Genomic DNA, 14,274 nt, shown 5'->3' on the forward strand with positions numbered 1-14,274 from the left:
GCTTCCTTTATAGCTAAAAAAAAGATGAGTGCAGACGATCTAGAAAAGCTTAAATATCCAATCGGTCATTTTCAATTCCCCTCATCCTACTCGATTAGTGATATTGAAGAGGATATTCATACCATCTGTCATTTACCTCAAGTATTGAGAGAGTCTGTACAGTACCTGTCAGACGAGCAGCTCAACACCCACTATAGACCCGATGGTTGGACAGTCCGTCAGGTGGTACATCATATGGCCGATAGTCATATGAATAGCTATATCCGCTTCAAATGGACGCTGACTGAAACCCAACCGACGATTAAGACTTATGATGAGAAGAAGTGGGCTGAGTTGCCAGATGCTAAAAATGATGCCATCGAACCTTCTTTATTGCTGCTCACCGCTTTACACCTAAAGTGGACCAACGTACTCAGAAATCTAACTGAGGAAGAAATGCATCTCACCTTCATACACCCTGAGAGCGGGAGGCAAACAAAAATATATGAAAACATTGCCCTGTACGCCTGGCACTGCAATCATCACCTAGCGCACATCATGAATCTGGCCGAAAGAATGAATTGGTAAATTAACCTGGATTATGCATTAGGAATCGTGATGAAAGCATAAAGCGCAAAGAAAGAGGCACTTATATTGAAGAGGCATAGCACCGCTATGGTGATTCAATAAATATATGTTTAGTGTCTATTTCAAAGTGCTTTATGATTGGAATAGATTTTCTAATGCATATTTCAGGTTTAATGTCACTGTCAGACATTCTTCTTAACTTATAAGTTTAATTTGTTTTCTATATTAACTAACATTTGTTAGTTTTGAATAGAGATGATAAAAACTGAGACTAAGAAGACAAAAAAGCAAATAATTATAGAAGAGGCCGCTACCCTATTCAGGGAGAAAGGATATTCCGCTACTACTATGCGAGACATAGCTGCCAAAGTCGGTGTGGAAGCTGCCAGTTTGTACAATCACATCAAATCCAAAGAGCAAATACTATCTAAAATATGTTTCTCACTGGCTGACACTTATACTTCTAAAATGAATCTCATCGTAGCTACGGATGACACGCCCATCGCTAAGATTACCGAGCTGCTTTTTGTCCATATCGAAATCAATGCCATGAGTTCTCCCCTTGCGAGCGTCATGAACGATGAATGGCGACACTTGACAGAACCCGAACGCAGCGAATTTCTTGATCAAAGAAGAACTTATGAAAACCAGTTCATTTCGATAATAAAGGCCGGAATAGCTGATGAATCTCTGATAGACATGGATCCAAAAATTGCCTTGTACACCATGCTGTCATCTATTCGCTGGCTCCAACACTGGTATCACGCCAATCGAGAGATGGAAGTAGATTCGTTGAAAAATACCATTATCAGTCTATTACTAAAAGGGATACAAAACAAATGAGCAAAAAAGTGACCATAGTAGGCGCCGGACTGGTAGGCTCACTTCTTGCCGCATTGCTAGGTAAGAAAGGATTTGACGTGCAGGTTTTCGAGCGTCGTCCAGATATCAGAAAAGCAAACATCTCCGCCGGTAAATCAATAAATATGGCTTGCTCGGCACGTGGTTGGAAAGCCCTGGACTTGGTCGGTGCAGGAGACACAGTCAGAGCGGCAGCCATTGCTATGAACGGTCGCATGATGCATGGTGTAGACGAATCATTAACCTTTCAGCCTTACGGCAAAGAAGGTGAAGCTATCTATTCTATATCACGAGCAGGATTAAACCAAATCCTAATCGACCATGCAGACCAATTTGAGAATGTAAACTTCAATTTTGAGCACAGGTGCCTCGATATTGATCTCGACACTCCGGAGGCTAGTTTTGAGACTAAAGACGGAATTCAAATCAGTCATTCTTCTGATCTCATATTTGGTACGGATGGGGCTTTTTCAGCCGTAAGAGCTGTAATGCAAAGGCTCAAACATTTCAATTACTCACAAGAGTATATCAGTCACGATTATAAAGAACTCAGCATAGAAGGGAAAGGTGGAGAATTCCAAATGGAAAAGCATGCCTTGCATATCTGGCCGCGAGGGAGTCATATGCTGATTGCCTTGCCTAATCCAGATGGGAGTTTCACGTGCACATTATTCTTACCCTATGAAGGAGACAATTCCTTTGAAAAAATCAGATCCGAACAAGAAATCAAGGCCTTTTTTGAGTCCAAATTTCCTGATGCAATCAAACTAATACCGAATCTCGTAGACCTATTCAACGAGAACCCTACCTCCCCATTGGTCATCATAAGGTGTTTTCCCTGGACTTATGATGATAAAGTAGCCATCATTGGAGACGCCTCTCATGCCATCGTCCCTTTTTATGGACAAGGAATGAATGCCGGCTTCGAAGACGTCAGCATATTGGATGAGTTGATGACCAAATATGGAGATGACTGGAAGGTATTGTTTGAAGAATTTCAAACCAAAAGAAAGCCAGATGCTGATGCTATAGCGGATCTGGCGCTCAAAAATTTCATCGAAATGCGTGATTTGGTGGGGCAAGACTGGTTCCTGAAAAGAAAAAAAATAGAAAGGGCGTTATATGAAACATTCCCCGAGCGGTTTGTGCCTCAGTACTCGATGGTATCATTCACAGACACCCCATATAGTGAAGCAGTTCGCATCGGAAATCATCAGGATCTGATTCTAGATCAGTTGGCAGGATACGAACAAATATTGGAGATCATAGACAAAGGTGAGCTCAGATCATTTATTGAATCAAACAACATTATCGAACAATAAACATGCATCATTTTTACCCACTAAAAATATCCAAACTAATAAAAGAGACCGACGATTGTGTCTCACTGGAGTTTGATATCCCAGAAGAGAACAAGGCATTGTTTAGTTACAAGCAAGGTCAGCATGTAACCCTAAAAAAGATCATCAATGGCGAAGATGTAAGACGCTCATATTCGATCTGTACCAGTCCCAAAGAAGGAAGGCTCAAGGTGGCGGTAAAAAAAGTCGATGGTGGTGCATTTTCGACTTATGCCAATGAAAAACTTGCCGCTGGAGATGAATTGGAGGTAATGCCACCTTCCGGTAGTTTCAACTCAGAATTGAATCCAGCCAACAGCAAAAACTATATTGGATTCGCCGGAGGAAGCGGTATCACTCCCATTATTTCGATCTTGAAATCTGTCATGGATACAGAGCCAGAGAGCACTTTCTCATTGATCTATGCCAACAGAGGTGTCGATTCTATAGTTTTCAAAGAAGAGATAGAAGGGCTGAAGAACACTTATCTGGAGAGACTCAACATTTTCCATGTCTTTAGTGAAGAGCATACAGAATTTCCGCTGTTTGAGGGGTTTATCGATAAGGAAAAAGTTACCGCCTTTTCCAAGTCCATTTTCGATCTGGAATCAACGGATGAAATATTCATCTGCGGTCCTGAGCCAATGATGCTAGCCATACAGGCTGCTTTGCTGGAATTGGGAGTTGATAAATCGAAAGTACATGTTGAGCTCTTTACCAGTCCCGTTGGCAAGCTAGGTACAGATTCAGCCAAAAAGAAAGAAAGTTTCAAACAAGTAAAATGCAAGGTTTCCATACAAATCGACGGCGTACAAACTGATTTTGATTACAATGGCAATGATTCCATACTAGATGCTGCAGCCAAAAAAGGTGCCGATTTGCCTTACGCTTGCAAAGGAGGCGTCTGCTGTACCTGCAAAGCCAAGCTTGTAGAAGGCAAAGTAGAAATGGCTGTCAATTATGCGCTGGAGCAGGACGAGATCGACAGAGGTTATATTTTAAGCTGTCAGGCTCACCCCACTACAGACAAAGTAGTATTGAGTTTTGACGAAAATTAATGCATTGACTATAGGTAGGATATTGAGTAAATTTATAGAAAGGCCCAAATTATGAACACGATAGATTTAGCAAAAGAATTTCAGCGCAAGATTGACGCTGAGGAGAAAATCGAACCAAAAGATTGGATGCCAGACGACTATCGCAAAACGCTGGTCAGACAGATTTCACAACACGCGCACTCAGAAATTGTCGGTATGCTTCCAGAAGGCAACTGGCTGACTCGTGCACCTTCACTCAGAAGAAAAGTCGCTGCGCTGGCAAAAGTTCAGGATGAAGCCGGACACGGGCTTTATTTATATAGTGCCTGTGAGACACTTGGTGTAGAACGCGACGACCTGATCAACCAACTGCATACTGGCAAAGCCAAGTATTCTAGTATTTTCAACTACCCCACCCTTACTTGGGCAGACATGGGAGCAATAGGTTGGTTGGTCGATGGAGCAGCCATTATGAACCAGGTACCGCTTTGTAGATGCTCCTATGGACCCTATGCTCGGGCCATGGTAAGAGTATGTAAAGAAGAAAGTTTTCATCAACGACAAGGCTATGAAATCATGCTCAAATTGTGCAACGGCACTCCTGAGCAGAAAGAAATGGCCCAGGATGCGCTAAACCGTTGGTGGTGGCCTTCGATTATGATGTTTGGCCCAAATGACGCCGACTCACCGCATACCGCCCAAAGCATGAATTGGAAGATCAAGAGATTTACCAATGATGAGCTGCGCCAAAGATTTATTGACGCTACAGTACCGCAGGCTGAGATACTTGGTATTACCATTCCTGATCCTGATTTGAAATGGAACAAAGAAAAAGGTAATTACGATTTTGGCGAGATCAACTGGGACGAATTCTGGTCTGTAGTCAAAGGCAATGGTCCATGCAACAAGGAAAGACTCGCTACCCGTAAAAAAGCGTACGATGACGGTGCTTGGGTGAGGGAAGCCGCTTTGGCATACGCCGAAAAAAGAAAGAAGAAATCAGCAGCATAACCACTAATTGAAAAATCATGAGTAAAATGAACTGGCCCCTTTGGGAAATATTCATAAGAAGTAAATCAGGCATCAATCATAAGCACGTAGGAAGTCTGCATGCGGCGGATGCAGAAATGGCAATCGAAAATGCAAGAGACGTCTATACTCGACGTAATGAAGGTGTGAGTATCTGGGCAGTACCCTCGAGCGAAATAACCGCCTCTGACCCAGATCAAGGCGAAGAGCTGTTTGAGCCTGCACAAAACAAAGTTTATCGCCACCCTACCTTCTATAATTTGCCAGAAGAGTTAAAAAACATGTAATATGGCCGCACAGAAAGATATATATACCTACGTACTACGATTGGCTGACAACTGCCTGATCCTGGGACAGCGCCTTGCCGAATGGTGTGGCCACGGACCCGTGCTGGAGCAGGATATTGCGATGACCAACATCTCTCTTGATCTCATCGGTCAAGCTCGAAACTATTATCAATATGCAGCTGAACTAACCGATGGTAAAAAATCAGAAGATGATGTAGCATTTCTTCGAGCAGATAGAGAATACTGCAACCTGCTTCTGGTCGAGCAACCCAATCAGGATTTTGCCCATACCATCGTCAGACAGTATTTTTTCGATGTATTTCACCATCATTTACTCCTTGAGCTGGCCTCCAGCCAAGACGAGCAAATAGCGTCTATTGCACAAAAAAGCATCAAGGAAGTCAGCTATCACAAAAGATGGAGCGGACAGTGGGTATTGCGATTAGGCGATGGTACAGAAGAAAGTCATGACAAAATGCAGACTGCACTGGAGCATCTATGGTCTTATGCTTTTGAGTCCATCACTCCAGACGAACTAGATCTTGGTATGTCTCAAAATGGGATTGGTGCAGACCTGGAGTCACTTGGCGTCAAAGTAAAAAAGGAAATCACCACGCATTTAAAAGATGCAACTTTGACTTTGCCAGAAAATAGCTGGGACCGCACAGGCGGTAAGACCGGAATACACTCAGAACACTTAGGCTATCTGCTGGCCGAAATGCAATATCTACAAAGAGCCTTTCCAGGCGCAGAATGGTAAAATGACCAATCTCAAAACCATATCATCAGACCAAATAATGGATCTATTGCGTACGGTAATGGACCCGGAAATACCCGTACTATCAGTTGTGGATATGGGTGTGATTCGCGAAATAGAAATCGCGGACACCATCCAGGTGACCATCACCCCTACCTATTCCGGATGCCCGGCGATGAATACGATCGAGTCTGATATTAAAAAGTGTCTCAGTGATAATGGCTTTGAAAATGTAGTGATCAAGACGGTTTTGCAACCAGCATGGACTACCGACTGGCTTACAGAAAATGGTAGAGCTCAACTCAAGGCATATGGCATCGCTCCTCCTAGTGGCAGCACTTCCAAGCGAGCGCTTTTTCTGGAGGATGAAACAGTACCATGCCCTAAATGCAACTCAAAAAACACCGTTCTGATTAGCGAGTTTGGATCTACTGCCTGCAAAGCCCATTACAAATGCAAAGAATGCCTAGAACCATTCGATTATTTTAAATGTATTTAATCAAAAGATAAACCCCATAATGACCCAAACACTCCAACACGAACTCAAAAATGGAATTGCTATTATCAGGCTCAATCGTCCAGATGTATTTAATAGTTTCAATAGAGAAATGGCACTTGGCTTTCAGGAGCTACTGGATCTATACGGAAAAGATGAGGCGGTAAGAGCCATATTCCTTACCGGAAATGGAAAAGCATTTTGTGCCGGACAGGACTTAGCTGAAGTGACCGCTTCAGACGCACCATTTATTGAAAACATAGTAGCGGAGCATTACAATCCGATTATAAGACGCATACGCGAAATTGAAAAACCCGTGATCTGTGCAGTCAACGGTGTAGCTGCAGGTGCCGGTGCTAATCTTGCGCTAGCCTGTGACATCACAGTCGCTATAGAAACAGCCTCATTTATTCAAGCATTTAGCAAAATCGGCCTTATACCAGACAGTGGCGGTACATTTTTTCTTCCCAAACTTATTGGATTTCAAAAAGCAAGTGCCCTGATGATGATGGGAGATAAAGTATCAGCATCCGATGCAGAGAAATTAGGGATGCTGTACAAAGTATTTAACGTAGAAGAATTCGAAGGGGAATCAATGAAAATTGCATCAACAATTGCCCAGATGCCAACAAAAGGTCTGGTATATACCAAGCAACTGCTAAACGCAGGGTTGACCAATAATCTCAGCGACCAGCTTGATCAGGAAGAAAAATATCAGTCCATGGCGGGTAAAACAGAAGACTACAACGAGGGAGTACAGGCCTTTTTAGAAAAAAGAAAACCAGAGTTTAAGGGTAAATAACAAACCAAAAAAAAACAATATTCAAAAAACAAACGACAATTCATAGCGACCAAAAAGACAATTTAAACTAAAGCCAAAACCAACCAATGCCTATTACTAAAAAATACGATTTAGAAGATTGCACTTATGAATTTGCGAAAAAAGTCAGATTAGAAATGAGGAACTTCAAAGCTAATATTTACAATACAGATGACGTAAGGCAAGTCATTCGCTCCTCAGGATCGATCGGTGCCAATTATATCGAGGCCAACGAGGCATTGAGCCCAAAGGACTTTTTATATAGAGTTAGGGTAAGTAGAAAAGAAGCAAAAGAAACTGTCTTTTGGCTGAAATTGTTGTCCGAAACCAATGGGCTTAACGACAACAAGGAAATGCAGTATCTAAGTAATGAAGCTATAGAGCTAAAAAAAATTCTCTCATCAATCATAGAAAAATCGAAGTAATATGCACTCACCAATTTGTATTTTATTTTTTGAACTTTGGAATTTTCGTACATCATGAAGACCATCGGAATCATTGGTGCCGGATCCATGGGAAGTGGTATTGCACAGGTAGCCGCTACCGCAGGACATGAAGTTATTTTACTCGATAGTAGTAAACCCATGCTGCAGAAAGCAGAGCAAAATCTGAGAAAGATTTTGGATCGATTGGCCGACAAGGGTAAAATGACAAAGGCCGAGGCTGGTGGAGTACTCGACAGAATTCAATTTACAGATCAACTGCCAAAATTCTCACCTTGTGAGTTGATCATCGAAGCCATCATTGAGGATTTGAATATTAAAAAACAAATCTTTAGAGAACTAGAAAGTATTGTTAGTAATAACTGCATAATAGCCACCAACACTTCATCGCTATCTGTCTCCGCCATAGCAAGTGCCTGTGATCACGCAGAAAGAGTACTAGGCATACACTTCTTCAACCCAGCACCTCTCATGCCATTGGTAGAAATCATCCCGGCCGTACAGACACAAGATGAGGTATTAAAAGAGGCCAGAAGATTAGTTGATAGCTGGGGCAAAATTACTGTCCTGACCAAGGATACGCCTGGATTTATTGTAAACAGAGTAGCACGCCCCTTCTATGGAGAAGCGCTCAGAATACTGGAAGAAGGCATCGCCGATGTTGCCACCATCGACTGGGCCATGACCGAAATCGGTGGATTCAGAATGGGTCCATTCACCCTAATGGATTTTATCGGCAACGATATCAACTATACCGTAACCGAAACCGTGTTCAAATCTTTCTTTTACGATCCAAGATATAAGCCCTCCTTCACACAAAAACGATTGGCAGAAGCCGGTTACCTTGGAAGGAAAAGTGGCAGAGGTTACTATGACTATAGCGAGAACGCCGCAAAACCAGAACCTAACTTTGATCAGCAATTGGGACAAAAGATATTCAATCGAATTCTTACCCTTTTGATCAACGAGGCCGCAGATGCCTTATTTTGGAATATTGCAAGCAAAGAGGACATAGATCTGGCAATGACTAAAGGTGTGAACTATCCTGCTGGGCTGCTACGCTGGGCTGATGAAATTGGAATAGATAAGTGCGTGTTGCAAATGGATGAACTGTATGACGAATATCTGGAAGACAGATATCGATGTAGTCCGTTACTAAGAAGAATGGTGAGAGATGGTAAATCCTTCTATTAAATGACAGCACCTAAAACCATAGTGGATAAAATGTATGCCAAAGACACATTCAGTCAGTGGCTGGGTATCAGCATTGAAAAAATAGATGACGGGTATGCCAAAATCAACATGACCGTTCGTGAAAACATGCTAAACGGGTTTGGGATCGCCCATGGCGGAATAACCTACTCATTGGCAGATAGCGCCTTTGCATTTGCCTCCAATTCGCAAGGCAGACATGCTGTATCAATAGAGACCTCCATATCACATACCAAGACTGTGAAAAAAGGAGATCAGTTGACTGCCGAAGCCAAAGAAGATCACCTATCCAATCGACTTGGAATCTATAGTATAAAGGTCAGCAATCAAGAAAATGAAATAGTTGCTTTGTTTAAAGGAACAGTATTTAGAAAAGAAACCAACTGGGAAGAGTAGTAATATGAAAGAAGCATATATAATAGACGGGATCAGAACCCCTATAGGCAAATTTGGTGGTACGCTTGGTGCCGTGCGTACAGATGATTTGGCCGCCATAGCTATCAGAGAGCTGGTGAGCCGAAATGGATCTCTTGATCCTGCGCTCATTGATGATTGTATCTTTGGCTGTGCCAATCAAGCCGGTGAAGACAATAGAAATATTGCCCGGATGGCTACTTTGCTCGCCGGACTACCCTACTCAGTCCCTGGAGAAACTATCAACCGACTTTGCTCATCAGGGCTATCTTCGATTATACATGCCAATCGTGCGATCAAAGCAGGAGATGGCGAAATCTTCATTGCCGGTGGGGTAGAAAATATGACGCGTGGGCCATGGGTGATATCCAAATCCGCAAAACCTTTTGGTTCTGACGTCAAAATGTATGATACCAGCTTTGGATGGAGATTTATCAATCCAAGAATGGAAGAATTGTATGGCACTGATTCCATGGGTATGACTGCTGAAAACCTGGTTGAAAAACACAAGATCAATAGAGACGACCAAGACGCCTTCGCCTTTCATTCTCAGCAGAAAGCAGCTAAATCACAAGCTTCAGGTCGCTTAGCAAAAGAGATTGTATCCGTTTCGATTCCGCAGCGGAAAAAAGATCCGATTATCTTCTCCAATGACGAATTTATTAAAGCCGATACCACATTGGAAGCTTTAGCTGGCTTGAGACCCGCGTTCAAAAAGGACGGTTCTGTTACTGCAGGCAATGCATCAGGCCTCAACGATGGCGCAGCAGCCGTTCTGGTAGCCTCAGAGCAAGCTATCAAAGCCCAAAACCTAAAACCTTTGGCCAGAATCGTTTCCTCAGCTGTAGTTGGTGTCGAGCCAAGAATCATGGGTATAGGTCCAGTCAAAGCATCGCTAAAAGCACTTGAAAAAGCAGGACTAACCATGAACGACATGGATGTCATCGAACTCAATGAAGCATTTGCAGCTCAGAGTCTCGCCTGTATCAGAGAATGGGGACTTGAAGACAACGATCCTCGGATCAATCCAAATGGTGGTGCGATTGCCATCGGTCACCCACTTGGTATGACCGGAGCTCGAATCGCATACTCTGCCGCACTGGAATTGAATCTAACGAACAAAAAATACGCATTAGTGACCATGTGCATTGGTGTCGGTCAGGGATATGCAGCAATAATCGAAAGCGTCTAATTATGGCAAAACCAGTAATCCATCCTAAGGCAGAAGTCCATATCAATACTTATCTGAATTCGGTTTCAGTAGAGCAAAAACCTATGCTCGAGCTAATTAGGAATACGATTACTGACGTCGACGATCGGATACAGGAAGATTGGAAATGGAATGCTCCCTGCTTCAATTTTAAAGGTCTGATCTGCTGGTTTGTTGGATTTAAACATCACGTTGGTCTAAATTTCTTTAAAGGCGCCTTGATTAATGATTCATATCAGGCCTTCGTAGAGGACAAAAAAGATACTAAAGGCAACAGGATGATTCACTACAAAACCTTGTCAGACATAGACCCGAACATTATTCAGGACTATGTAAAACAAGCGATTTTACTCAATGAAAAGAATATTAAAATTCAAATTGAAAAACCTGAGCTGATTCTACCTGAGTATTTCAAAATAGCACTTGAAGAAAACGAGCAGGCAAATAAGGTCTTCGTAGGTTTTACTGAGGCCCAACAAAGAGACTATATCGAGTGGTTGGTAGACGCCAAACGCGAAGAAACAAGAAATAAGAGAATGGTCCAGGCTATAGAATGGATAGCTGAAGGCAAAACAAGAAATTGGAAATATATGAATTGTTGAACAGGACTGTGGCTTTCTATCTTCATACCATTCACAGAAAACCATAGACTATTGACTACCAAATGATATACGAATTTAAAGGACTAAAACCGGTAATTGACCCCAGTGCTTTCGTGCATCCGCAAGCTACTGTGACTGGCAATGTGTTTATAGGCAAAGATGTCTATATCGGGCCAGCAGCAGCAATCCGTGGAGACTGGGGGAAAATCATCATAGAAGATGGATGCAATGTTCAGGAAAATTGCACTATTCATATGTTTCCAGGCACAACCGTACGATTACATAAAGGTGCTCACATCGGACATGGAGCCATTATCCATGGTGCCGAAATCGGCGAAAATGCACTGATCGGTATGAATGCCGTGGTAATGGACAATGCCTCTGTAGGTAAGGAATGTATTGTAGGTGCACTGGCTTTCATAAAGGGAGAAATGCAAATTCCTCCAAGAAGTCTGGTAGCAGGCAATCCAGCAAAAATCATCAAGGAGGTATCCGATGAAATGATAGCCTGGAAATCTGAGGGGACTAAACTCTACCAAGAGTTACCAGAAGATTGTAAAGAATCGCTGATTCCTTGCGAACCTCTGACGGAAGCAGAAGCGAATAGACCTGAGCAGGTTGTGAATTTTAAAACCTGGAAGGAAAGTAAGATTTAAGTCATTAGTGAATTTAGTGAGTAAGTATGCTGCAATTAGAAGATTTAGAAGTTTGGAAGAAAAGCAGAGAATTTAGAAATAGTATTTCTGAATTCTGTAAAACCTTACCAAAGGACGAAAAATACAGGTTGACCGATCAAATGATCAGAGCCTCCAGATCGGTGACAGCCAATATCGCTGAAGGATATGGTAGATACCATTATCAAGAAAATATTCAATATTGTCGTCAAGCCAGAGGTTCTATAACAGAAATGTATGATCACCTAACTGTTGCTCTAGATGAAGGATTCGTTACCAATGGACAGTTTGACCAATATGTTGAATCTCAGAAACTACTCCTAAAAATTCTAAACGGTTACGTCTTACATTTAAAAAAGAGAAAAAACGGAGAGTAACCAATTAACTATTAACCTAATAACCCACTAACCAATAACATACTAACAAATAACCATTAACCAAAAAGTCAATGCCACAAAAGATACAACACTATACCGAAGGACAATGGACAGCAGGCGCTGGGGACGGACAAGTGATACATCATGCAATTACAGGTGAGCCCATATTCACTCATTCTATTGAGGGCCTCGACTTCCAGAGCATATTAGAATACGGAAGGTCGGTCGGCAATCCAGCCTTGAGAAAAATGACTTTTCAAGAACGCGGATTGATGCTCAAGGCACTCGCCATGCATTTACATGCTAAAAAAGAAATGTTCTACGAGCTAAGCAAGGCTACAGGTGCTACCAGAGTTGATTCTTGGATAGATATAGAAGGCGGCATTGGAAACCTATTTGCTTATGCCAGTCTCAGACGACAGTTCCCTAACGAAGCACACTATATTGATGGAGAAACTGCCCCGCTTTCCAAGGGAGGTAGCTTTATAGGACAGCATATCATGGTACCTAAGGAGGGAGTGGCTGTTCATATCAATGCCTTCAATTTCCCAATTTGGGGTATGCTTGAAAAAGTAGCCGTCAATTGGTTGGCCGGAATGCCTGCAGTAGTAAAACCTGCGGAGCAGACCTGCTTTTTGACCGAACTAATGGTCAAAGAAATCATAGATTCCAATATTCTACCAGCCGGAGCACTTCAGCTCGTAGCAGGATCAGGCAAAGGAATTCTTGATCATGTGGGTATGCAGGATGTTGTCACCTTTACCGGATCGGCCACCACCGGTAGGATGCTAAAGCAGCATCCAAATCTGGTCGAGCACTCTGTACCTTTCACCATGGAAGCGGATTCGCTAAACTCCTCAGTGTTGGGAGAAGATGCAGTGCCTGGTACGGCAGAATTTGACCTATTCATCAAAGAGGTAAGGAAAGAAATAACAGTCAAATGTGGTCAGAAATGTACCGCTATCAGAAGAATCATCGTACCGGAAAAACTGGTGGAAGATGTTCAGATCGCTTTAGGTAAAGCCCTCGAAAAAACTACCATTGGTGACCCAGACGTAGAAGGCGTACGCATGGGCGCACTGATCAGTCAGGTACAAGTCGAAACAGTCAAAAAGCAGATAGAGGCACTTAAGAAGACCTGTGAGGTGGTCTATGGTAAGGACGATTTTGAAGTAGTAGGTGCAGACAAAAACAAAGGCGCATTTATCTCTCCTACCCTTATGCTAAATAAAGATCCTATGAATAGCAACGAGGTGCATACCATAGAAGCATTTGGACCGGTCAGCACCATCTTACCCTACAAGGATCTGGAAGAAGCCATCGCAATATCGAAAAAAGGTCTGGGCTCATTATGTTCATCTATTGTGACTGCCGATGATCAAACAGCCAAGCAATATGTATTAGGAGCAGCTGCCTACCATGGAAGAATTCTTGCACTAAATAAAGACTCAGCCAAAGAAAGTACTGGTCATGGATCGCCAATGCCACTTCTTACACATGGCGGCCCCGGCCGTGCTGGCGGAGGCGAAGAAATGGGCGGTAAAAGAGGTGTCATGCACTACATGCAGCGATGTGCTGTACAAGGCCACCCCACCACCGTTACCGAAATAACGAACGTTTATCAATATGGAGGTGCCTACAAAGAATACGAATCTCATCCGTTCAGCAAGCATTGGGAAGAACTTGAGATTGGAGAAACTTATATCACTGCCAAAAGAACTGTGACCGAAGGCGATATTGTAAACTTCGCCAACGTAAGTTGGGATCACTTCTATGCTCACACAGATGTGACCTCACTAGACGGCACCATATTCGAACAACGAGTGGCTCATGGCTATTTCATACTATCAGCCGCAGCCGGATTATTTGTGCAAGCAAAAAAAGGCCCAGTACTACTCAATTATGGATTGGAAGAATGTCGATTTACCAAGCCGATATATGCAGGAACCACTATAGGTGTGAGGCTGACGGTAAAAGAAAAAATCGATCAGGAGAAAAAGGACGATATAGCCAAAGGCATTGTGAAATTTTTGGTAGACGTCTATGACGAGACTGGAGAGACAGTGGCAATAGCTACAATTTTGACTATGATCAGGAAAATTGATCAATCTTAATTAGAAAAAAAGACAAATAGTGTAATTATATAGT

17 protein-coding genes are annotated in these 14,274 nt (G+C 42.6%); all 17 read left to right on the forward strand.

What is annotated here, in order from left to right; translation table 11 throughout:
- The first annotated feature begins 24 nt into the window (after window positions 1-24).
- The 17 genes from ABJF11_RS01335 to paaZ all read left to right on the forward strand — a co-directional run bounded on the left by ABJF11_RS01335 (window position 25) and on the right by paaZ (window position 14,240).
- Complete coding sequence (locus ABJF11_RS01335) at window positions 25-567, forward strand: YfiT family bacillithiol transferase (protein ID WP_348117394.1); 543 nt, start codon at window positions 25-27, stop codon at window positions 565-567.
- A 255-nt stretch (window positions 568-822) separates the two neighbouring features.
- On the forward strand, window positions 823-1,410 hold the full coding sequence (locus tag ABJF11_RS01340) for a TetR/AcrR family transcriptional regulator (protein WP_348117395.1): 588 nt from the start codon (window positions 823-825) through the stop codon (window positions 1,408-1,410).
- Window positions 1,407-2,750, forward strand: a complete 1,344-nt coding sequence (locus tag ABJF11_RS01345; protein ID WP_348117396.1) for an NAD(P)/FAD-dependent oxidoreductase — start codon at window positions 1,407-1,409, stop codon at window positions 2,748-2,750. Before ABJF11_RS01340 ends, ABJF11_RS01345 begins: the two co-directional genes overlap by 4 nt.
- A 2-nt stretch (window positions 2,751-2,752) precedes the next feature.
- A complete protein-coding gene (gene paaE / locus ABJF11_RS01350; RefSeq protein ID WP_348117398.1) occupies window positions 2,753-3,826 on the forward strand; it encodes a 1,2-phenylacetyl-CoA epoxidase subunit PaaE in 1,074 nt (357 codons plus the stop codon).
- 51 nt (window positions 3,827-3,877) lie between these two features.
- Window positions 3,878-4,816 (forward strand): 1,2-phenylacetyl-CoA epoxidase subunit PaaA, encoded by a 939-nt coding sequence (paaA, locus tag ABJF11_RS01355; protein ID WP_348117399.1) that lies wholly within the window; start codon window positions 3,878-3,880, stop codon window positions 4,814-4,816.
- A gap of 26 nt (window positions 4,817-4,842) precedes the next feature.
- Complete coding sequence (gene paaB, locus ABJF11_RS01360; protein ID WP_348117401.1) at window positions 4,843-5,121, forward strand: 1,2-phenylacetyl-CoA epoxidase subunit PaaB; 279 nt, start codon at window positions 4,843-4,845, stop codon at window positions 5,119-5,121.
- A 1-nt stretch (window position 5,122) separates the two neighbouring features.
- A complete protein-coding gene (gene paaC, locus ABJF11_RS01365; protein WP_348117403.1) occupies window positions 5,123-5,881 on the forward strand; it encodes a 1,2-phenylacetyl-CoA epoxidase subunit PaaC in 759 nt (252 codons plus the stop codon).
- Between the two features lies 1 nt (window position 5,882).
- Entirely contained in the window at window positions 5,883-6,377 is a 495-nt protein-coding gene (gene paaD / locus ABJF11_RS01370; RefSeq protein ID WP_348117406.1) for a 1,2-phenylacetyl-CoA epoxidase subunit PaaD, read from the forward strand.
- Window positions 6,378-6,396: 19 nt separating this feature from the next.
- On the forward strand, window positions 6,397-7,176 hold the full coding sequence (locus tag ABJF11_RS01375) for an enoyl-CoA hydratase-related protein (RefSeq protein ID WP_348117408.1): 780 nt from the start codon (window positions 6,397-6,399) through the stop codon (window positions 7,174-7,176).
- An 86-nt stretch (window positions 7,177-7,262) separates the two neighbouring features.
- A complete protein-coding gene (locus tag ABJF11_RS01380; protein ID WP_348117411.1) occupies window positions 7,263-7,619 on the forward strand; it encodes a four helix bundle protein in 357 nt (118 codons plus the stop codon).
- Between the two features lie 54 nt (window positions 7,620-7,673).
- On the forward strand, window positions 7,674-8,831 hold the full coding sequence (locus ABJF11_RS01385) for a 3-hydroxyacyl-CoA dehydrogenase NAD-binding domain-containing protein (RefSeq protein ID WP_348117413.1): 1,158 nt from the start codon (window positions 7,674-7,676) through the stop codon (window positions 8,829-8,831).
- Window positions 8,832-9,245, forward strand: a complete 414-nt coding sequence (paaI, locus tag ABJF11_RS01390; protein WP_348117414.1) for a hydroxyphenylacetyl-CoA thioesterase PaaI — start codon at window positions 8,832-8,834, stop codon at window positions 9,243-9,245. It abuts the gene before it with no gap.
- Window positions 9,246-9,249: 4 nt separating this feature from the next.
- Window positions 9,250-10,455: a 3-oxoadipyl-CoA thiolase gene (pcaF, locus tag ABJF11_RS01395; protein ID WP_348117416.1), complete on the forward strand. Its 1,206-nt coding sequence runs from the start codon at window positions 9,250-9,252 to the stop codon at window positions 10,453-10,455.
- A gap of 2 nt (window positions 10,456-10,457) precedes the next feature.
- Window positions 10,458-11,075, forward strand: a complete 618-nt coding sequence (locus ABJF11_RS01400) for a YdeI/OmpD-associated family protein (protein WP_348117418.1) — start codon at window positions 10,458-10,460, stop codon at window positions 11,073-11,075.
- Between the two features lie 62 nt (window positions 11,076-11,137).
- Window positions 11,138-11,731 (forward strand): transferase hexapeptide repeat family protein, encoded by a 594-nt coding sequence (locus ABJF11_RS01405; protein WP_348117420.1) that lies wholly within the window; start codon window positions 11,138-11,140, stop codon window positions 11,729-11,731.
- A 26-nt stretch (window positions 11,732-11,757) separates the two neighbouring features.
- Window positions 11,758-12,126: a four helix bundle protein gene (locus tag ABJF11_RS01410; protein WP_348117422.1), complete on the forward strand. Its 369-nt coding sequence runs from the start codon at window positions 11,758-11,760 to the stop codon at window positions 12,124-12,126.
- 71 nt (window positions 12,127-12,197) lie between these two features.
- Window positions 12,198-14,240 carry a phenylacetic acid degradation bifunctional protein PaaZ gene (gene paaZ / locus ABJF11_RS01415; RefSeq protein ID WP_348117423.1) on the forward strand — a complete coding sequence of 681 codons (2,043 nt, stop codon included), beginning with the start codon at window positions 12,198-12,200 and terminating at the stop codon, window positions 14,238-14,240.
- The last annotated feature ends 34 nt before the right edge of the window (window positions 14,241-14,274 follow it).

The organism is Reichenbachiella sp. (assembly GCF_039941815.1).
In the GTDB taxonomy this organism is placed as follows: Bacteria; Bacteroidota; Bacteroidia; order Cytophagales; family Cyclobacteriaceae; genus Reichenbachiella.

Bases quoted from the DNA above. Each gene is read 5' to 3' on its own strand.
- ABJF11_RS01335 (WP_348117394.1), top strand. From the start codon at position 25: ATGAGTGCAGACGATCTAGAAAAGCTTAAATATCCAATCGGTCATTTT.
- paaE (WP_348117398.1), top strand. From the start codon at position 2,753: ATGCATCATTTTTACCCACTAAAAATATCCAAACTAATAAAAGAGACC.
- ABJF11_RS01400 (WP_348117418.1), top strand. From the start codon at position 10,458: ATGGCAAAACCAGTAATCCATCCTAAGGCAGAAGTCCATATCAATACT.
- ABJF11_RS01340 (WP_348117395.1), top strand. From the start codon at position 823: ATGATAAAAACTGAGACTAAGAAGACAAAAAAGCAAATAATTATAGAA.
- ABJF11_RS01380 (WP_348117411.1), top strand. From the start codon at position 7,263: ATGCCTATTACTAAAAAATACGATTTAGAAGATTGCACTTATGAATTT.
- paaB (WP_348117401.1), top strand. From the start codon at position 4,843: ATGAACTGGCCCCTTTGGGAAATATTCATAAGAAGTAAATCAGGCATC.
- paaD (WP_348117406.1), top strand. From the start codon at position 5,883: ATGACCAATCTCAAAACCATATCATCAGACCAAATAATGGATCTATTG.
- ABJF11_RS01410 (WP_348117422.1), top strand. From the start codon at position 11,758: ATGCTGCAATTAGAAGATTTAGAAGTTTGGAAGAAAAGCAGAGAATTT.
- paaZ (WP_348117423.1), top strand. From the start codon at position 12,198: ATGCCACAAAAGATACAACACTATACCGAAGGACAATGGACAGCAGGC.
- pcaF (WP_348117416.1), top strand. From the start codon at position 9,250: ATGAAAGAAGCATATATAATAGACGGGATCAGAACCCCTATAGGCAAA.
- paaI (WP_348117414.1), top strand. From the start codon at position 8,832: ATGACAGCACCTAAAACCATAGTGGATAAAATGTATGCCAAAGACACA.
- paaA (WP_348117399.1), top strand. From the start codon at position 3,878: ATGAACACGATAGATTTAGCAAAAGAATTTCAGCGCAAGATTGACGCT.
- ABJF11_RS01345 (WP_348117396.1), top strand. From the start codon at position 1,407: ATGAGCAAAAAAGTGACCATAGTAGGCGCCGGACTGGTAGGCTCACTT.
- ABJF11_RS01405 (WP_348117420.1), top strand. From the start codon at position 11,138: ATGATATACGAATTTAAAGGACTAAAACCGGTAATTGACCCCAGTGCT.
- paaC (WP_348117403.1), top strand. From the start codon at position 5,123: ATGGCCGCACAGAAAGATATATATACCTACGTACTACGATTGGCTGAC.
- ABJF11_RS01385 (WP_348117413.1), top strand. From the start codon at position 7,674: ATGAAGACCATCGGAATCATTGGTGCCGGATCCATGGGAAGTGGTATT.
- ABJF11_RS01375 (WP_348117408.1), top strand. From the start codon at position 6,397: ATGACCCAAACACTCCAACACGAACTCAAAAATGGAATTGCTATTATC.